General features: G+C 47.0%; 16 protein-coding genes and 1 pseudogene. 12 read left to right on the top strand and 5 right to left on the bottom strand.

From position 1 onward, the window contains the following. The first annotated feature begins 76 nt into the window (after window positions 1-76). From C1H71_RS21185 to tssG, 3 genes are read left to right on the top strand one after another with little or no spacing between them, the layout of a single operon-like run. Window positions 77-448 carry a type VI secretion system baseplate subunit TssF gene (locus C1H71_RS21185; RefSeq protein WP_262488355.1) on the top strand — a complete coding sequence of 124 codons (372 nt, stop codon included), beginning with the start codon at window positions 77-79 and terminating at the stop codon, window positions 446-448. Further along, window positions 445-1,929, top strand: a complete 1,485-nt coding sequence (gene tssF / locus C1H71_RS00580) for a type VI secretion system baseplate subunit TssF (RefSeq protein ID WP_262488354.1) — start codon at window positions 445-447, stop codon at window positions 1,927-1,929. Before C1H71_RS21185 ends, tssF begins: the two co-directional genes overlap by 4 nt. Beyond that, on the top strand, window positions 1,893-2,906 hold the full coding sequence (gene tssG, locus C1H71_RS00575; protein WP_130104830.1) for a type VI secretion system baseplate subunit TssG: 1,014 nt from the start codon (window positions 1,893-1,895) through the stop codon (window positions 2,904-2,906). The genes tssF and tssG overlap by 37 nt, the downstream gene beginning before the upstream one ends. Here the strand turns inward: tssG and C1H71_RS00570 are convergent, their stop codons facing one another. Continuing rightward, window positions 2,907-5,798 carry a PAS domain S-box protein gene (locus C1H71_RS00570; protein ID WP_130104829.1) on the bottom strand — a complete coding sequence of 964 codons (2,892 nt, stop codon included), beginning with the start codon at window positions 5,796-5,798 and terminating at the stop codon, window positions 2,907-2,909. Window positions 5,799-6,019: 221 nt separating this feature from the next. Beyond that, window positions 6,020-7,921 (bottom strand): ATP-binding cassette domain-containing protein, encoded by a 1,902-nt coding sequence (locus tag C1H71_RS00565; protein ID WP_130104828.1) that lies wholly within the window; start codon window positions 7,919-7,921, stop codon window positions 6,020-6,022. A 402-nt stretch (window positions 7,922-8,323) separates the two neighbouring features. Between C1H71_RS00565 and C1H71_RS00560 the strand changes: the two genes are divergently transcribed. From C1H71_RS00560 to C1H71_RS00550, 3 genes are all read left to right on the top strand, one after another. Beyond that, complete coding sequence (locus C1H71_RS00560) at window positions 8,324-9,733, top strand: MltF family protein (protein ID WP_130104827.1); 1,410 nt, start codon at window positions 8,324-8,326, stop codon at window positions 9,731-9,733. A gap of 465 nt (window positions 9,734-10,198) precedes the next feature. After that, window positions 10,199-11,377, top strand: coding sequence for a sensor histidine kinase (locus tag C1H71_RS00555; RefSeq protein ID WP_130104826.1), 1,179 nt, complete (start codon window positions 10,199-10,201; stop codon window positions 11,375-11,377). A gap of 142 nt (window positions 11,378-11,519) precedes the next feature. Further along, a complete protein-coding gene (locus C1H71_RS00550; protein WP_130104825.1) occupies window positions 11,520-12,266 on the top strand; it encodes a LytR/AlgR family response regulator transcription factor in 747 nt (248 codons plus the stop codon). Window positions 12,267-12,375: 109 nt separating this feature from the next. Here the strand turns inward: C1H71_RS00550 and C1H71_RS21180 are convergent. Together C1H71_RS21180 and C1H71_RS00540 are read right to left on the bottom strand one after the other, a co-directional pair. Next, a pseudogene (locus C1H71_RS21180) lies at window positions 12,376-12,514 on the bottom strand (IS256 family transposase); the annotation flags it as partial. Window positions 12,515-13,007: 493 nt separating this feature from the next. Then, the gene (locus C1H71_RS00540) at window positions 13,008-13,448 is read right to left on the bottom strand and encodes a GNAT family N-acetyltransferase (RefSeq protein WP_130104824.1); all 441 of its coding nucleotides are present in this window, start codon (window positions 13,446-13,448) and stop codon (window positions 13,008-13,010) included. A 298-nt stretch (window positions 13,449-13,746) separates the two neighbouring features. Between C1H71_RS00540 and C1H71_RS20495 the strand changes: the two genes are divergently transcribed. Next, window positions 13,747-13,887: a hypothetical protein gene (locus tag C1H71_RS20495; RefSeq protein ID WP_188053460.1), complete on the top strand. Its 141-nt coding sequence runs from the start codon at window positions 13,747-13,749 to the stop codon at window positions 13,885-13,887. Window positions 13,888-14,572: 685 nt separating this feature from the next. Next, window positions 14,573-14,701 carry a hypothetical protein gene (locus tag C1H71_RS00535; protein ID WP_223145952.1) on the top strand — a complete coding sequence of 43 codons (129 nt, stop codon included), beginning with the start codon at window positions 14,573-14,575 and terminating at the stop codon, window positions 14,699-14,701. 127 nt (window positions 14,702-14,828) lie between these two features. Here the strand turns inward: C1H71_RS00535 and C1H71_RS00530 are convergent, their stop codons facing one another. Continuing rightward, entirely contained in the window at window positions 14,829-15,569 is a 741-nt protein-coding gene (locus C1H71_RS00530) for an SPOR domain-containing protein (protein ID WP_130104823.1), read from the bottom strand. A gap of 635 nt (window positions 15,570-16,204) precedes the next feature. On the opposite strand from C1H71_RS00530, the gene ndk reads away from it, so the two are divergent. The 4 genes from ndk (at window position 16,205) to C1H71_RS00510 (ending at window position 19,656) form a co-directional block, all read left to right on the top strand. Continuing rightward, the gene (ndk, locus tag C1H71_RS00525) at window positions 16,205-16,630 is read left to right on the top strand and encodes a nucleoside-diphosphate kinase (protein WP_130104822.1); all 426 of its coding nucleotides are present in this window, start codon (window positions 16,205-16,207) and stop codon (window positions 16,628-16,630) included. A 245-nt stretch (window positions 16,631-16,875) separates the two neighbouring features. Further along, window positions 16,876-18,036: a 23S rRNA (adenine(2503)-C(2))-methyltransferase RlmN gene (rlmN, locus tag C1H71_RS00520; protein ID WP_130104821.1), complete on the top strand. Its 1,161-nt coding sequence runs from the start codon at window positions 16,876-16,878 to the stop codon at window positions 18,034-18,036. Next, on the top strand, window positions 18,033-18,770 hold the full coding sequence (gene pilW, locus C1H71_RS00515) for a type IV pilus biogenesis/stability protein PilW (RefSeq protein WP_130104820.1): 738 nt from the start codon (window positions 18,033-18,035) through the stop codon (window positions 18,768-18,770). The genes rlmN and pilW overlap by 4 nt, the downstream gene beginning before the upstream one ends. Before the next feature lie 13 nt (window positions 18,771-18,783). Beyond that, window positions 18,784-19,656 carry a helix-turn-helix domain-containing protein gene (locus tag C1H71_RS00510; RefSeq protein ID WP_188053458.1) on the top strand — a complete coding sequence of 291 codons (873 nt, stop codon included), beginning with the start codon at window positions 18,784-18,786 and terminating at the stop codon, window positions 19,654-19,656. Window positions 19,657-19,658 lie beyond the last annotated feature (2 nt).

Here is a 19,658-nt window from a genome sequence, read left to right as displayed (position 1 = left end):
TGTAGGCCATTGACGTATTTTTTACGTGAATTGTTCTTCTGCCTATCTCTATTCACTCTGGAAAAACAGTGTCCGCATGCTAGATTCATTACTGCCGTACTACGAACGTGAGCTGAGTTTGCTGCGTGAATTGTCAGGTGAATTCGCCCGTCGCTATCCAAAAATTGCAGGACGCCTGCAGTTGGAAGGGGATCAGTGCGAGGACCCGCACACCGAACGCCTGATCGAATCATTTGCTTTTCTTGCTTCCCGCATCCACAAAAAATTAGACGATGAATATCCAGAAATTGCCGCAAGCTTTCTGGATGTGCTTTATCCACATTATTTGCGGCCTATTCCTTCGTCAAGCATCGTGCAGTTTGAGTGCGATCCAAAGCGACCAGAAATCGCCAAACGTTATGTGATTGATCGCGGCCAGCCTGTGCATGCGCCAGCCATTGGGGGGTGACCTGCAAGTTTCGCACCTGCTATCCGGTCGATTTATACCCGCTGGCGTTGTCTGAGGCCAAGCTGGAGTTGACCAGTAGCTCCGCCAATTTGCGCCGAATTGCCCCTGATGCAGCAGCCGTGCTCACGTTAGAATTTAATACGCATGGCAATTTACCGATTAGCGGGATTAATCTACAGTCGCTACGCTTGTTTTTGGATGGCGAGCCAGCACTGATGCATCTGGTGTACGAGCTGCTACTTTCCGGGACGATTCGTTTGCGGGTGGGGGATGGTAGTGATGATCCGGGTAGAACGCGCTCGCTGCCTGCCTCCGCTATTTCACCCGTCGGCTTTGGTCGCGATGAGGGTGTTTTGGAGTACGACGAACGGTCATTTCTTGGTTATCGTCTGCTCACCGAGTATTTCAGCTGTCCAGATAAGTTTTTGTTTGTTGATATTCAGCAGTTGCAGGATGTGGCTTTAAAAATTCACGGTAGCAAACTGGTGGTGCAGTGCTTATTGCAGCGCTGGCCAGATACTGAGCGCCATGCCCGTCTGCTGCATCACTTGCAGGCTTCGCACTTTAAATTGGGCTGCACACCGATTGTGAATTTATTTGTGCAGGCCGGTGAGCCGATACGTGTGACACACCAAAAAACCAGCTATCCCATTGTGGCCGATGCACGTAAGCAGCAGGCATTTGAAGTGATGCAGCTGCGGCGGGTGGTGAGGGTGGAAAAAACAGGTAGCCAAGAAAGTAGCGAAGAAGTGCTGCCGTTTTATGCGATTCGCCACGGCGTAAGCAAGGAAGGGCCTAAATTTTATTGGCACGCCAGCCGTGAAGCTTCGCCGCGCCAAGAAGATAAAGGCACAGATTTAGAATTACATTTGGTCGATCTAGATTTCAATCCAGTTCGCCCAGGGGCAGAAGTACTCAGCCTTGAGTTGTTATGCAGCAACCGTGATCTACCGGAAATGATTCCCTTTGGTGGTAGCCAGTCTGGGCAGCATACCGATTTTACTTTGCCTGGCCACTCAGTCGTGAAACGGGTAAAACTGCTGCGTAAACCGAGCAATAGCTTGCGTCCACCACAAAAGCGCGGCCTGCAATGGCGACTGGTTTCTCACTTATCTCTTAATTATCTCTCCCTCATTGAATCTGGCCGCTCGGCGCTGCAAGAAATGCTGGTTTTATACAATCAATCTGATTCGCCGGTGAATACTCGGCAGATTCAGGGTATTGCCGCCATCAGCAGTGCCCCAGCGGTAACGAGGGTGTTGGGGCGTGATTTTGCTGGTTTTGTTCGCGGCACAGAAATCACCCTAACTTTGGACGAAGAATATTATGTAGGTGGCAGTATCTATTTGTTTGCCAGCGTATTAGAGCGCTTTTTTGCGCTCTATTGCTCACCAAACAGCTTTACCCGCTTACGCGTTAAAACAAAACATGAGGAGATTGCCGCATGGCCAGCACGCGCCGGGGAAGCCCTCGTCATTTAGAGCAAGAGCTGTTAGCTAACCCTACGGGTTATGGTTTTTTTCAGGCAGTAAGGTTGTTGGGGCTGGCCGCCAGAAAGCGTGGCGACCGGCGCGGCCCTCTGCCGGCTGGCTTGCGCTTTCGCACGCTGGCCAACTTGGCTTTTCCTGCCAGTGAGTTAACCCGCTATAGCGCGGTGCAGACTGAAGACGGTGAAATTAATGAGTTAGAAGTCGCATTTATGGGGCTGACTGGCCCAAGCGGCGTACTGCCTAATTGCTACACCGAGCTACTGATCGAGCGTCGTCAGCAGTTTCGTGATCCTACTCTGCATACTTTTTTAGATATTTTTAGCCATCGTGCCATTTCTTTGTTTTACGGCGCATGGAAAAAATATCGCTTTTGGTTGCAGGCAGAAAGTGGTGAGCAGGATGGCTTTAGCCGCAATCTGCTTGATTTGGGCGGGATGGGGCTCAGCGCTTTGCGTGCACAAATGGGCAAGGGCGCGCTGCAAAATGAAAACCTGTTTGTCTATTATGCAGGCCTTTTAAGCCAAAAGCCGATGTCCGGTCAGGCTTTGACCACACTGATTGAAGGTTTTTTTGGTTTTAGAGCTGAGCTAGTGCAGTTTGCTGGGCAGTGGATGAGTTTACCCGAGTCAGAACAAAGCCAGCTTGGAGGCAGTAGCTGTGAGCTGGGGGTGTCAGCCTTTGCGGGTGATCGAATTTGGGATAGGCAAACTAAGCTTAATCTACGGCTGGGGCCGCTACGCTTGCCGCAGTTTTCGGCTTTGCAGCCAGACGGTGAAGCCGCCAACTCTTTAAGAGAGCTGCTGAAGCTTGCGCTGGGCCACGGGCTGGCTTGCGATGTTACGCTGATCCTCGATAAGCAAGATGTGCCCGATCCCTCACTGGCAGGCTCGCTACGCTTAGGGGGTAGCTGCTGGTTGGGCAAGCCAGAGCAAAATCCAGAAGATATGGTCTATTGTTTGGTGGAGTAATTATGCAATAGGGGGCTGTTCTAGTGGGAGTAGAATACTGAGAATGGCTCCTCCGCCTTCAGCATTGCGAGCATAAATCTCCCCACCGTGATCACTCATAATCTGACGGCTAATCGCTAGCCCCAACCCTGTGCCGCTGGCATGGTTATTTAGCCTGCTGCTCTGAATAAATTTATCAAAAATAAGCTCAAGCTCGTCCTCTGGAATACCAGGGCCGTAGTCTCTTACGCTTAGGCCCATTGCGGCTTGGCCATTGGCAAGCTGTGCTTTTTGAATAAAATGGATATTAATTTCTTTGCCTTCAGGGCTAAATTTAATCGCATTAGAAAGCAAATTGATAATGACTTGGGTAATGCGCGCTTTATCAAAGCAAAGCATGAGCTGCGGCAATCCCGCATCTAAATTGAGATGAATATGCCTACTAAACAATAGAGTGGCAAGCTCGGTACTTGCTTGCTTAGCAATGGTTTTTAGATCGTGATCCATTTTTATATAGCGCATTTTATTGGCTTCAAGCCGTGACATATCTAGCAAATCATTCAGTAAAATCAGCAGGCGATTGCCGCTAGAATGAATGCGTTCAAAGTAGCGGCTTAGATTAGCGCTATCGCTTGTTCCCACTTTGGATTGGCCAATTTCGGAGAACGATAATATAGCGTGCATCGGTGTGCGTAATTCATGGGACATATTGGCAAGAAACAGTGACTTTGCCATATTGGCGGCTTCTGCCGCTTCTTTTGCCTCAAGCAAATTATGCTCAACTTCTTTTAATTTAGAAATATTAGTTAAAAAAGCAAAAGCGTATTCTAATTGTTGATTTTCGTCACTAATGCAGGCGGAATTAATTAAAAAGGGTCGGTTTTTGCCATCTACAGAGCGCAGCGTCACCTCGCCTACGTGATTGCTGCTGCCATTATGTGCAGCCAAATCCTGCGGAAAAATGGCACCGGCCTTATCTGGCCAGAGTTGATTAGGTTGTTGCCCAATAAGGTTTTCGCGCTTTAAGCCGAGTTGTTGGCAAAAGGCTTGGTTGATATCCACAATTCTATTTTTATTATCAATAAGAATAAAGCCATCGGCCGTACCTTCAATAATGGTGCGTTTAAGGCGCTCGGATTGCTTGAGCGCGTGTGCGGCAATTCGGGCGGCGCTAACGTCTTCAATCACGCAAATAAGCCCCTTGCTGATGTCGCCAGTAATCAGCTCTTTGGCGTAGACCATGGCCCAAAAGCTAGAGCCATCGTGGCGAAATAGCTCCATTTCCCCTCGAAATATGCCCTTGTTTTTTATGGCTTCACGAATAGGGTGATTGTAAGAGCTAAATTGATGTGCTGATGCATGTAGCGTATCGGTCGGCATATCGGTTATTTCACTGCCGCTATAGCCAAATAATGCTTCAAAAGCAGGATTAACTAAACGGATCGTGTTTTTAACCGAAAGCATAATCGCCAAGGGGCTGGCATCTAATACGCTGCGTACTTCGGTGGTACGCTCTTTAACTAAATCTTGCAAATGATCGCGATGGCGGCGTAACTCACGCTCGCTATTTTGCTGCTCGGTCATATCCCGTACCGTGGCGCATAAATAGGCGGCATCATGAAAAGTGATATGGCTAAAGGTGATTTCAACCGGCAGCTGCCCATTCTGTTGATTAATTTGGTATGTGGGGTAAAGCAAGCGTTTTACTTGCTTGAGTGTTTGCCAAAATCCATGCCATTCTGAGTGCTTTATTTGCGGAAAAATATCAAAAAAGCGTAGTTTTAATAGCTCTTCGGCTTGATAGCCAGTGCTGATTGATGTGGCGCGGTTGGCATAGCAAATTTGGCCAGAAAAATCAGCCCAAACAATAATATCGGGCGCTTCATCCACGGTAAATTGCGTTAAATGTAGTTTAGCTTCAATGCTTTCTATGCGGCGTAATTGCTGCAAAAGTAAATAAAGTAGACAAGAAATAATCAGTAAAAAACCGATGCCCGCTATGGAGCGAGTAATTAAATTGTTAGTGAACCGATTTAATAGAATATTGCGGTCAGTTGAAATTAAAATAATAAGCGGCAGGGTGCTTTGGCTAGTATGAAATGCGGTAAGTTGCTTCACATTGTTTTCGGTGCTTGGATAGACACTAGAGCCTTGCAGGCGGCGCTGTTCAAACAATAGCGGGTCTGTTTCGCGTAGGTTGCGGCCAATTTGTGCTTCATCAAAAGGGTAGCTCAGTAATATAACCCCATCGCTACGCAGTAAGTGGACTTGGCTACCGTGAGGCAATTTAAGTGATTGATAAAACTGAATAAAATACTGCGGCTCTACGCCCGCTAAAACCACGCCACCAAATTGTCCATCTGGTTTTTGAATGCGTTGGGTAACTGGAATGAGCCACTTTCCATCACTACGGCTGAGTACGGGGTTACCAATCATAGGGTGGGTGTCTTTGAACTGCTGGTGATACAAAAAATAGCTGCGATCGGCTAAGTTAATGTGTCGGGCAGGGTATTCCAAGCCATGGCTTTGTATCAGACCTTTGCTATCTATGGTGATAATGCCGCGAACTTGTGGAGTAAGTTTTACTTTATCTTGTAAAACCAAGTGCATTTGCAGCTCGTCAGCACGCTCTGAGCCGCCAAACTGGTTGAGATTTTCCACGATATTTTGCATGGCTTGCTCAACAGAAACCATGGTACGGGTGGTGTGCTCGTCTAAGGAGCGTGCTAAGGACAAGCTGCCCCGTTCGGCTTCTTTGATGGTTTCTTGATAGTCTCTGGTGGAAACCCACACCAAGGCAAGCAGAGTAACGATGGTTAGTACGGTGTAAAGCAGAATGAGTCCACCACGTAGCAGGCTAAGCGAGGAGGTAGAGCCGTTGGTGCGAAGTAATCGCGAGGAAATCCAGTTCATAGCTTTAGCAGGTCGTCGGCAAGGGCTGTAAATTTGACTAAGTCATCGAGGGCTTAGCGCCAACTAAATGAAACCTCAAGGCACCCTTGGTTTAATCACGCAGGCGCGCTTGAAGTACTCTGCACAAAAGGCATTGCGCCGAGTAAATTAAGCACGCCTTGCCATTTAAAAAAAAGTGCTTGAGGCAAGCTAAGCGCATTATTAAGGCGAGCGCTTAGGTCTTAAGACTTAGCGTCTAGCTCTTCCCAGCGATTCATTTTTTCAAGAATCAATGCATCTAGTTCTTCAATACGTAGTTGCATTTGATGAGCCAGCTTTGGGCCGTTGCGATAAATGCTGGCATCGAGCAACTGCTCTTGGATGTCGGTTTTTTCCGCTTCAAGCGCACTAATCTGTAGGGGTAATTGCTCTAAAAGGCGCGCATCGTTAAACGATAGTTTCTTTTTAGCGGGTTCAGCAGATTTTGTGGTGGCAGGCGCAGAGTTTGTCGATTTTTTTGGGCTAGCGTTCACTACTGGTACAAGGCTAGCCATGCGTGCTTTGGCTTCCATCCAGTCGGCATAGCCACCCGCGTTTTCAACCAAAACACCATTGCCTTCAAACGCAATCACTTGGGTGACCACGTTATCTAGGAACTCACGATCATGGCTCACTAAGAATACCGTGCCCGTGTAATTAGACAGTAATTCTTCTAATAGCTCTAAGGTGTCGATATCCAAATCGTTGGTTGGCTCATCCAAGACCAACACATTGGCTGGGCGAGTAAACAAACGGGCCAGCAGCAAGCGATTACGCTCGCCACCAGACAGCGAGCTTACAGGGCTGCGTGCACGAGCGGGTGCAAACAAGAATTCTTCTAAATAGCCAATAACGTGCTTGCGTTGGTTACCAATTTCAATGAAATCGTTACCTTGGCTAATGGTGTCGATTACGGTGGCGTTTTCGTCGAGCTGTTCACGGAATTGATCGAAGTAGGCAACTTGCAAATTGGTGCCGAGGTTAACGACGCCGGTATCGGGTTGTAGTTCACCCAAAATCATTTTTAGCAGCGTAGTTTTACCAGCGCCATTCGGGCCGACTAGGCCGATACGATCGCCACGGATCAAGCGTGTGCTGTAGTTGTTCACCAAGGTGCGGCCGTTATAACCCTTAGTGACGTTTTCTAGCTCGGCGACCAACTTACCCGATTTATCGCCAGCATCCACCTTAAAGCTAACATTGCCAACGCGTTCACGCCGCTCGCCACGCTCAATGCGCAGCGCTTCTAGGCGGCGAACACGGCCTTCATTGCGGGTGCGGCGGGCTTTAACGCCTTGGCGAATCCATACTTCTTCTTGAGCTAAGGCTTTATCAAATTTCTTGTTGGTAAATTCTTCTTGCTCGATCAGCTCTTGTTTTTTGACTTCATAGGCTTTGAAATTGCCTGGGAAGCTAGTCAAATTACCGCGATCTAACTCAATAATACGGGTAGAAATATTATCCAAGAAGCGACGATCGTGGGTAATAAACAACACGCTGCCGGCGAAGTTTTTGAGCAGTTCTTCAAGCCATTCAATGGCGCTGACATCCAAGTGATTAGTTGGCTCGTCTAATAGCAGTAGCTGCGGTTCTGAAACCAAGGCTCGGGCTAATGCCACGCGCTTCTTCCATCCGCCTGATAACGCACCAATCTTTGTGTCTGCAGGTAAATCTAAATGCGACATAATCGATGCAATTAAGGAGTCGAGCCGCCAGCCGTCTTGCGCTTCTAGCTCATGCTGTAAATCCATTAAGCGGGTTAGACTTTCTTCGGTGTCGTCGAGTGTGAGTAAGGCTGCATGGTAATCCACTAAGACCTGGCGTACAGCACCCAGCCCTTCTGCAACGGCTTCGTAGACGGTTTGCTCCATGTCAAAAATCGGCTCTTGCGAAACAAAAGCCATTTTTGCGCCATTCTCGATGCGAATAATACCGTCGTCTAGCTTGTTTTCGCCCGCAACGGTTTTAAGTAAGGATGATTTACCTGCACCATTACGACCAATGAGGCCAACGCGCTCGCCGGGATCAAGATTAAAGCTGGCACCATCCAAAAGTGGGACGTGGCCGTAGGCGAGATGGGCGTTTTCTACAATGAGTAATGGCATTTGGTACCTTGTTAACGTTTAGGCTTGCTACTTAATATATACGGCAGATATTGCACGCTGGATTTATCAGGCTGTTGAAAAACAACGACGAAGCGCCAATAGGGTGTAAAGCTGGCAGTCATCCTGATTTACGCACGGTAAACTGCGGGTTAGCCATTCTTTACTTTTTTCCCGAGATTTTCGCTCAGTTTTCAATGGGCTGTGACATAGTTTGCCATTTAAAAGACGGCGATTATTGATTTGCCAAGCAACTAAAGATGCGATTATACGGCTAGACGGGCATGGCCGATACCTGCAAGTGTAGGAACAATCATGCTTGCGCTCTGAGTGTTGAGCGCATATGCAAGCTTGCTTGTGCTTAATTTGTCCAAAAACGCTTTTAAGCAAACTCGGATAACGCGAATGATAAGACCCTTGATGCGCTGTTGCTTATTAATAAGCTTGCTGCTTGGGACACCGCTATGGGCTAAGCCAGTGGCGAGTGTAAAAAGTACGCATCCTACCTTAAGTAAGCCAACGCAATTGGCGGCAACAGGCGAAGATTTTGACCCAAGTAACCCACCTGAGCGGCTGCGGGTATTGGTGGCGCTGGGCCCGTCGACCTTCTTTATTAAGAACGGTCTCCAATACGGGGTGGAGTACAGCATGCTCATCGAGTTTGAAAAATTTCTCAATCAGGGGCGGGCTAAAAGTCAGCCGCCACTTCGTTTACAGTTTATTCCAGTGGATACAGGTGAGCTTATCCCCGCACTTCGAGCTGGGCGGGGTGATATTGCTGCGGGTTTAATGCCTGTGACTGAAGGAGCAAAGCAGTTGGTGGCTTTTTCAACGCCTTATTTACAAGATAGATGGTGCACCGTTGGCGCAGAAGATAGACAAAGCTTAGTTTTGCCATCGGCCAGCTATGCTCAGCGCCTGATAGCAGATTTTAACGAATCAAGACGTAAAGCAGGGCATGCGGAGTTTGAGGTAGAGAGTGCGGGGCCAGGTGTCAACAGCGAAATGCTCTTGGCTGAAATCAGTAAAGGCGCTGAGAAAACCACGTTGGCAAGCCGTTTTATTGTTGATCTATGGGGTAAAACGCTGCCTAAACTTAAAGTATCAGCGAGCTGTGTAGAAGAACGTGTGCCGGTTGCTTGGGCGGTGCGTAAAGAGGACAGCGCTTTGCTCTCTACTTTGAATCACTTTGCAGACAAAGCAGGGCTGTTAGATCGTGCGACGAAGGCGACGCGGCGCTTTTTGGTGGCAGACGGCAAGGTGCAGTCTACTGAGAAGCTCAGCTCTTTAGATAAATTGGCCTTTTTTGCACCGGTGTTTCAAATTGTGGCAGCTGCAAATAATCTAGATTGGCTGCTGCTGGCTGCAATTGGGCAAAAAGAAACGGGTTTGAACTCTGTGGTGCGAAAAAAAGGCCCCACGGGCGTGATGCAAATCAACCCGACTACGGCGCGCAATATGGGGGTGAAAAACCCACATGATGCCGAGGGTAATGTCACTGCAGCGGCGCGCTATTTAGGGCATTTGCGTGATTTCTTTAATAACCCCGGCATTAATGACGAGGATCAGCTGTATTTTATGATTGCTGCATACAACGCAGGCGAGGGGCGTGTACAGCAATTGCGTAATCAGGCGGCGGCTCAGGGCTTGGATCGCAACCGCTGGCTGGGGAATGTAGAAAAAGTGGCTTTAAAGTCGGTCAGCAAAGGCATGGTGGATTATGTATCTGCAGTGAGCCGTTATTATATTGCCTATCAGGCGGCCGAAAAAGCCCGTAAAAAGCAGGGCCCAGTGGTGGCTAGCGAAGTGAAATAAACCAAGCGATAGAGCAAGCTGCAATGATGGGCTTGCATCCTAGCGGCTGTTTTTTGCAGTTTAATTCATGAATCAAACGCTTGGTCTCAGTGCTATTTAAGTCTGAAATTGAGTCGGCTACAGTGGCATCATCTTAACTTGCTGAGAGAATGTCATGAAAGCTTTTATCTTTACTGCTGGGTTAGTCGTTTTTTTTATCTCCAGTATTTGCACAAGCCACTAAAAGTGATGAGCAAATCATTAAATTACCAAGGATTGAGGTTGTAGCAAAAAGAAGATCGGTTCTGCTGGCAGGCCCTTTCACGCTAACTTTAGGCAGAAAAATAAATCTTCTTATGCCCTATGGCGCATAATTATAAATGCATTGTTTAAATGGGTAATAAATAAGTAAACTCTATTTACGGTGTAGTAGGCTTTTGTGCGCGGAGGGGTTTAGGCCGCAATTAGATAAAAATGGTGTTATGAATGAGTAATACGAAAAATATCCAAGATAAATTTAAAATTGCGTTTGAATGTTCAAAATTAATTTTTGATCGCTTGGCAGTGTGGGTGATACAGCTGAGTTGGGCTAAATTTGTTTTTTTGGTTATTTTCCTATTTATTTTAGGGGGTGCGATTGGCGATGGAATTAAATTGTTGGTGAGCGTTGATCATACCCCTCCTCAGCCCCCTGCAAGTGTCCATATTAATATCGACATGGATGCGGAACAAAAAGATCAAATTAAAAAACAAATCAAGGAAAGAATACTAGATCTTGATGAGCTGAATGGTCTGCCTATGGATAAAAGAAATCGCTTGGTTGATGATGTTTGCGATATTTTAGATGTTTTATTTGTCTTCGATCAATTCAAAAAAACAGATGATAAATTGATCCATGCTGAACCGCCAAGTTTAGAAGCACACATTGATATCAATGATTTTGTGGCTCTATTTGTGCTTTTGATGCTGGGTATTAAAGTATTAATGGGGGGTAAAAAACGCGCGGAAGCGTTAGCCAGAGAATCGCAAAAAGAAGCCGAAAGAGAGTCCTTATTAAGGCAAGTGGCGGAAGCGAAAATACAAATGATGCAAGCGCAAATTGAGCCTCATTTTTTATTTAACACCTTAGCATCAGTTGAGTATTTAATTGAAACAGATCCGCCACGCGCTGCGGCAATGCAGCATCGCTTGATTCAGTATTTGCGCCAAGTCTTGCCCAAAATACGTGAGCATGCCTCAGGTAATGATCTTGGGCGAGAGGCAGATATGGTGCAGGCGTATTTAGATTTATTAAAAATGCGCATGGAAGAGCGTTTAGAATTTAAGATTAATATCTCTGAAGGGCTACGTTCTGCGGCTTTTCCACCGATGATTTTGCAAACCTTAGTCGAAAATGCAATTAAGCATGGCTTAGAGCCAAAAACGGAAGGTGGCTTATTAATAGTTAGCGCTGAAGTGGCGCATCAAAAGTTGCGTATTACAGTCGTAGATAATGGCTTAGGTTTTGGTATGGCAAAAAGTAGCGGTACTGGCTTAGGTTTGCAAAATGTGCGTGAGCGATTAGCTTTTCTTTATAAAGGACAGAGCCAATTTTTAATTGGTGAAAATAAACCAAGTGGTGTTTATATTACGATTGAAGTGCCTTATACTTTGGCTGCGGTTTAATAAAGTAGCTATTAATATAGCGCCAGATAAAAAATATAATATCAATGTAATATAATGCTTGAAGCGAAGAAAAACCTAACATTCTTTATCGGATGCTTGGGTCTTGTTTTGCTCAGTGTGAATTTTCTTGGGGAGTTGAGCTATGCCCACTGCGCTGATTGCCGACGATGAGCGTTTAATGCGAGATCAATTAAAGCGACGCTTGGCACAGGTTTGGCCAGAATTAGATATTATTGCTGAAGCCAAAAATGGTGAAGAGGCGATTAGCCTAACTCTGGAGCATAAGCCTGATTTTGCATTTTTAGATATCCGCATGCCAGGTACCACAGGTTTGGAAGCGGCTCAGGCTATTTCACAATCAACGCATGTGGTTTTTGTAACGGCTTATGACCAATATGCGGTTGAAGCATTTGAGTATGGCGCAATTGATTATGTATTAAAGCCTGCCGATGCCGAGCGCCTTACTTTAACCGTAGAGCGATTAAAAAAACGCTTAGTCAGCCCGCCCAATGATATGCAGGCCTTAATTGCTAAAATTGCGAAGCAAGTAACGAAAAAGCCCGCGTATTTACAGTGGATACAGGCATCTATTGGCCAAGAGCTACGCTTGATTCCCGTGGACGATGTATTGTTTTTTCAATCAGATGAAAAATATACACGGGTACAAACAAAAAACTATGAAGCTTTAATTAGAAAACCTGTGCGTGATTTGCTAGAAGAATTGAACCCAGACTTATTCTGGCAAATACACCGTGCTACTTTGGTTAATAGCAAAGCCATTGAAGGCGTAGTGAAAGATTTACGTGGGCGCTTATTAGTAAAAGTAAGTGGTTTAGATGAAAAATTAGAAGTGAGTCGCAGTTTTACGCATTTGTTTAAACAGATGTAATTACCAAGTTGGCTGGTGGCCTACATCAGTAGCGTTCTATCATTAAAAATACCCCTACAGCTATAATGAGCCCGTAAATCTTTCTGTGTAAATGCCTTTGGAATTGCTGATGGCCGTTCTGCCGGTCACCAAATTCTATAAAGAAACGATTCAGCACCCATCCGCCAGTTTTGAATCGGCATCGTCCATTTCTTTGAAGCCTCTTCGATCGCAAGGTAAATCACTTTCTTCGCCGATTCTTCGCTGGGAATTTCTTATTCTTTCGTTCACTTTGAGTGCTCACCTAGGGTCTGTTGACGTTTCATTCACCATTGCGCTGAGCCGGAAAACGTCAACAGACCCTAGCAGCCTGTCGGACTTAAGACTGATCTACTACGGAAAAGCCGGATTTGGCCATATTTCACGCATTTTCTCGTTGAATAGCCAGCTATTCGCCTCAAAAACCCGCGAAATCTGTCTCAAACCGGTCTTTCCCTCGCTACGATCGCTTAAGTCCGACAGGCTGCTAGATGTTTGGCTTAAGCTTTGATAAGAGAGGCATGGCTCGGCGCCGGTACATGTTCTCTCTAGTGAAGGGCTAGCAGCCTGTCGGACTTAGCATCAGTCAGCTGAAAAATCACTTGATCGGCCTATATTCCACCAGATTTTTGACCAATAACTCGTTATTGGCGCTGCAAATTCGGCAAAATCTGGTCTCGATCATGCGATTTTTCGCTTCAACCGCCTAAGTCCGACAGGCTGCTAGGCTTCAGGTGATGGCTTACGCAGACTCTTTTTCATAAAGTAACGCGAGAACCCAGTTGGGTAGTTTGGAAGCTCTGCGAAGCAGGTGTACCCAATGCGTTCGTAGAAGCCTCTCGCTTGAAACTCGAATGTATCTAGCCATGCGCCGGTGCAGCCTCTATAAATGGCTTCTTCTTCTGCCATGGAAAGTAGCTTCGATCCGATGCCCATTCCTCGGTGCGATGCTGGAACCACCAAGAGTTGCGTGAACAGCCATTCGTACCCTGTATGGCCCCAAAGGCCGCCGACGATCTCACCTGCCTCGTCTGCTATCGTGATGACTAAGGGGCTGCTGTTTCTAGCGCCAGCTTGGCTTGTATTGTACTCAGTAAGCGGGCCAAGGATCGCTTTGCGTACTTGTTCATCTGCTATGTCGGTGAGTGAGAGTTTGTAGTTCATTGTGCCTCTGGCAACGGTTGTTTGTGTTTTTTGTGAATGTAATGGAACACTGACTTCATGAATGGCGTGCTGATCAGCTTGACCAGCGCAGGCATAGTGCGCATGTACTGATTTGGCTGAACGGATAGTGAGGATTTCCGGTTCGATTTAGCGCTGTAGTTTTCGTGAGTGTTTTAATGCCAATCTCAAATTTTTGTTGGATTCGCTATTTTCTTCGGTTCCATTACTTACGGTTTACAACAAAAATAGCTGTGGATACGTTGGTTTGTTGCCCTGCCCATTTTGTATAGAAAGTAATGTGTCAGTTATAATTTATAATTATACCGATTTTGCTTTTTTATTTCTTTCTTATCCAGTATTAATTTCGTATTTCCCTTGGATAAGTGGGGTGGCGCTGCTTGAAGCGCCTAAGCGTTTGTTGGTGGTTTTATCTGAATGAAACAGCAGTATTACGTGAGTTTCATTTTGGTGAGATTGGCTTATTTGTGTATTTGCTCTATGGCACTGTGTGCGGTGAGTGGAGGCACGCTTGAAGTGTGTGGGGGAGGCGAGGCAGGTTGATTGTTGAGGGCAATGAAATATTTCAGAGGGGGCGTTAAGTGCAAGAGAAAATAACGGTAACTTTGGGGTAATTTCCCAGTATGTAGGGGCCGGTGTTTTCTGCCGCTGAAACCAGTTTCATTGTTTTTCCTAAGGCCGAGCACTTGGTGTTGGCTTCAGTTAGCGCTTCAGCTAATAGGGGTTCTCTTCCACTTGGAAATGCACCCGCTTGCCTCGATACTACGAACATATCCGCGCCAGCTGAAAGAGGGCCTGTACTTGATGTGGCGCAGCCCATAAGTGTGATTGTAATTAGCACTGAGAATAAAAAATTCATCGATTTCACCGGCGGATTTAAGGCGTGTTTCTGTCGTTGCTCAATCATCGACTGACATAAAACAAGTGACACCCTGAAGCGCTGCGCATGAGCGATTTACATCGCAAAACAAAAATTTAGGAGATTTTTTCTCGGCTTGTACATAATCAACCCGATAAATTAGTAGACCTTTGGCCTCTTCTCGCCTTTCTTTTAAATTTCATTTAGCAGTGATTTTAGGCTAGACGAGCAGGGGTAGTTGTGGTGCTTGAAGGTTAATACCCTGCCGGGGATGACCGAAACCAGCTTGTTCCCGCAGGCCGCTGCCGCAGCAGGGATTAGCTTTTCGGCGCTCTGTGAGCAAATTTGCCAGTTGGCTATCCGTCACGTTAAGTGATTTTGCAGGGTGGGCATAGGGGCCAACCTGCGGCTGTGTAAGTCGCCATTCATATATGGATCACTGAGTAGTAAATCGCTCAGTGGTTTATTGCTGTTCATCAAGCTAGAGTGCGAGCAATTTAAGGTTAGTTTCCACGCACAACGGGGGAGATGCCGAGGCGTTTTAATTTAACTGCAGCGGCATCGGCAGAAGCTTTGTCTTTGAATGGGCCGATTTGTACGCGTGTTTCTAGATAAGCGGGTACGCCGGCGGTTTTGAGCTGAGCTAGTAATTTGCCTGCGTTTTCTGCCTGCAAAAAGACCCCCGCTTGCACGGTATAGCCATTGTGGGTGTATTGGCTGCTTGGGTATGGCGCAACGGTGGCGGCAATGTTGCGAGGGCTGGTTGTACGGTTTGGGGTGGGGGTAACAACGAGTGGCTCAGGTGTGCGCTGAGCCGTAGGGGTGGGCGGCAGCGTTGCTAAAAATGTGCTGCTTGTGCTGATGCCTTCGAGCTTAAGCGTTGGTTTTGCGCTTGGGTGGGGTGATGGCGTATTAGTTGGACGATGGCTTGCCCCTTCAATAATGCCTGATGCAGAGCTGGGCGCGGGAATGCTTGGGATCTCTTCTTTACTGGTCGCGCTGGCTTGGCTTGCCACGACTTGTTCTGCCGCAGTAGGTGGCGTAAGGGGGGCTACGGTAGGCGGGGCAATGATAGGAGTGGGGGTGCTTGCGGTTGGTTTTGCGCTTTGTTGGCGATCTAACCAGCTAATTCCAAATAGTGCAATCACAATTAATGTGGCGGCAATACCAAGCCGCCATGCTAGTTGCACTTTTAGGCGGCGCTGTGATTCTTGTTGCAAGATAGGGTCGAGTGGATCGTTCATCTGCCGGTTTCACTTGTTTATTAAATTATGTAAGGTAAAAAGATCTTTAGGGTCTGTTGACGTTTCATTCACGGCTGCGTTTGGTCCAGTTTTGGGGCTGAACAAGGAGAACATTGCGACATGGTACGAGTACCATCAGCGATTTTTAACGCCGTGCAGCCCCAAAAATGGGCTAAACCCAAAGGGCTGAGCCGGAAAATGGCCATTCACTGCGTGATGCTACTCGACAATAACCCGTTATTGCCTTCGTCACATGCCTTGTGCCTGGCCGTTTTCCGGCTCAGCACAATGGCGAATGAAACGTCAACAGACCCTAGGTGATGGATTGTTGGGGACAATTTTGTTTACTTATCAGTGCCTGCCGGGCTTCAATTTTTGCAGTGCTTTCACTGAGGTAGCAGTTCATCAGCCGGTTTCTCTTGAATTTGTTATAATGTTCGGCTAATTCAATTTTTGCGGGCTAAAGCGCGGTTAAATGTCGCTGTTTTAGGCTCGCCGCAGATTGTATTTACGGATAAAAAATGAATCGATGCCGTTTTGGGCTTACGCAGCTTGCGTCGCTGACAAAGAGGCTAGCCGAGTTTTTTGTGCGCTGCAAACGTTTTACCTATAAAACCACTTTTCTGGAGAATTACATGACTATCGAACGTACACTTTCTATTGTTAAGCCTGATGCAGTTGCTAAGAATGTTATTGGTAAGATCTACGATCGTTTCGAATCAGCTGGCTTAAAGGTTGTAGCCGCTAAGATGAAACAACTCTCACGCGCAGAAGCTGAAGGCTTCTACGCTGTGCACGCAGCACGCCCTTTCTTTAACGACCTTGTGAACTTTATGATCTCAGGTCCAGTCATGATTCAAGCGTTGGAAGGCGAAGGCGCTATCTTGAAGAATCGTGATTTGATGGGCGCAACTAATCCTAAAGAAGCGGCTGTAGGCACTATCCGTGCTGATTTCGCTGATTCTATCGATGCAAATGCAGTGCACGGTTCTGATTCTGCTGAAAACGCAGCCATCGAAATCGCTTACTTCTTCGCATCTAGCGAAGTTTACAGCCGCTAATATAAATAGCCCCTTAACGTGCGCTTTTTGCTACCGAGGGGCTGTTTTAGTAGTTTGTTGTGAGTGCTGTGCCATTTGTATAGTGTTTGCTTGGCACAGTTTCACAGCTGTAGGAGCCCTCGAAAAAGTTGTCTATTCAAGAGTGTAAGGGGCGTATTGAAAATGATAACGCTGAAGCTAAAAGATAAGTTTTTCGAGTTTTCCTGCGGTGGCAGAGTGGGTGGGTTTTTTAAGTGAGTAAAGTAATGTCAGTTAATTTGTTAGATTATGATGCGGCGGGTTTGGCCGAGTTGATGGCGCAGTATGGTGAAAAGCCGTTTCGCGCTAAGCAGCTGATGAAATGGATTCATCAGCGCGGCGAGCCAGACTTTGATGCGATGACCGATATCGCCAAATCTTTTCGGCAAAAGCTGGCCTTAGATGCGGCGGTGACTCCGCCAGCCCTGATGGCAGAGCAAATTGCCAAAGACGGCACGCGTAAGTGGCTGCTGGATGTGGGTACAGGCAATGGCGTTGAGGCGGTGTTTATCCCTGAGGATGATCGTGGCACCTTATGCGTGTCTAGCCAAGTAGGCTGTGCGCTGGATTGTGGCTTTTGCTCAACGGCGCGCCAAGGTTTTAATCGTAATTTAAGTACTGCAGAGATTATTGGCCAGCTGTGGTGGGCTAATCGCCGCATGTCGCTGGATGCTTCGCGCTTGGGGGACGCCGGCTTGGTGGATAATCGAAATGGTGACACCCGCATTGTGTCTAATGTGGTGATGATGGGTATGGGCGAGCCGTTGGCTAACTACGATAACGTGGTGGCTGCGATGAAACTGATGCTTGATGACAATGCTTACGGTTTATCCCGTCGTCGTGTTACGCTGTCTACGTCAGGTATCGTGCCTGCGATCGATAGATTGCGTGAAGATTGCCCAGTGGCATTAGCCGTGTCCTTACACGCGCCTAATGATAGAATCCGTGATGATATCGTTCCTATTAATAAAAAATACCCGCTGCATCAGTTGTTGGCAGCATGTACGCGTTACTTAGAAAAAGCCCCGCGCGATTTCATTACTTTTGAATATGTGATGCTCGATGGTATTAATGATTCGGTAGAAAACGCGCGTGAATTAGTGGCTTTGGTGCGTGATGTACCATGTAAATTTAATTTAATTCCGTTTAATCCATTCCCTAATGCAGGCTTTAAGCGCTCAACAAGGGATGCGATTTTACGGTTTCGTGATATTTTGATTAATGCAGGCTACGTTGCTACTGTGCGAAAAACACGTGGTGATGATATCGATGCAGCTTGCGGTCAATTGGCTGGGCAGGTGTTGGATAAAACTCGCCGCGTTGAAAAACGCTTGGCGGGTGATGCTCAAGCCATTATTTTCCATCCACAGAATGGCGACAATCCATGAAATTACGCGCGTTAGTAATGACAACAGCTTTATTATGCTCATCGATGGCCTTGGCTGTAGAGGGGGAGGAGAATAGGGCGTCGTTGCGAACGCAGTTGGGCTCGGAGTATTTAAAGCGCGGGCAATATGCCGTTGCTATTGAAGAAGTTAATAAGGCTTTGGCGGTTAATTCATCCTACGCCCCTGCGTATAATGTAATGGCGCTAATTCATGCGGAATTAGGCGAAGATGACGCGGCCATGCAATCATTTTCACGCGCAATTCAGTTGTCACCCAATGACGCGGATATTAATCATAACTTTGGTTGGTATTTATGCCAAAAAGGCCAGCATAAAGAAGGGATTCAATACCTGCTGGCGACTCAAAAAAATGCGTTATATAGTACACCAGATAAATCATTGCTAGCAGCAGGGCAATGCGCATTAAAAAGTGGTGATGAAGAGGGCGCGCGTACTTATTTTGAGCGCGCTTTACGGATTCGCCCAGATAGCTTAGCGGCCAGAGCTAAGTTGGTTGAATTTGGCATGCGTAATAAAGATGCTGTACTGGCTAGGCGCTACTATTTAGAATTACAAAGATTATCACCAGCCACGCCTGAATTACTATGGTTGGGTGTGCAGTTAGAACATCAATTTGCGAATAAAGACGCTGAAAATAAACTGGCAGAGCAATTACGTAAGAAATTCCCCGATTCGCAAGAAATGGCCCGCTTATTAAGCGGTTCGTATGATTGATTAACGGATGTGTATGACCGAAATAATTGATTCTTCTTCTGCACCACAAAGCGCCGCTGTATCTGCGGGTGCCACATTAAAAGCGCGCCGTATTGAGCTGGGTTATACGCTTGATAAGGTGGCGAGCCAGCTTAAGCTGACACATCGTCAGATAGATGCCATTGAAAATGAGCGTTTTGATGAGTTGCCAGGCAATACCTTTGTGCGTGGCTTTGTGCGTAATTACGCAAGGCTGCTAGATTTGCCTTGGCCACCTTTACAAGCTTATTTGGAGGCGTGCCTGCCAGTAGAGCGCCAGCAGGCAGCCTTGCCTCGGGTTAATGAGGAAACCGCCGTGCCATTTATGGGCGGAGGCAAGGCAAACACTTGGCTACTGGGCTTGGTCGTGTTGATTGGTTTGGCGGGTGGCGTGGGCGGAGTGATGTGGTATTTGCAGCAGCCTGCACAGCCAGAGCTTTTAGCTTCTGCTCCGGCGGTGGTCTTGCCTCAATTAGTGGTGGTTGATACCGCAAGCGAAGTGGCTGCGGCTAGCCAAGTGGCGAGTGCTGTTGGAGCAAAAATGCCGGTATTGGCAAGTGAACCGGTGGCAAAAATAGTTGCAAGTGTGCCCGCAGCAAAATCAGCAAGTACTGTACTTGCGCCAGCAACGGCAGGCGATCTAAGTATTACCGTGCAGAAAGACTCTTGGGTACAAGTGCAAGACGCTGCTGGTGCTAAATTGATCAGTGAACTGCTAAAACCTGGTGTGGCGAAAAGTGTTTCTGGGGTGCCACCTTACCGCTTTAAAATTGGCAATGCACCGCATACCCAACTTATATATCGTAATCAAGCCGTGGATTTAACTTCTTATACTCGCGGCGATGTCGCTACTTTTGAGCTGAAATAAAC

Source organism: Iodobacter fluviatilis (genome assembly GCF_004194535.1).
GTDB lineage: Bacteria > Pseudomonadota > Gammaproteobacteria > Burkholderiales > Chitinibacteraceae > Iodobacter > Iodobacter fluviatilis_A.
The sequence above is the reverse complement of the archived record's forward strand: the minus strand, read 5'-3'. Positions and strand labels throughout refer to the sequence as shown.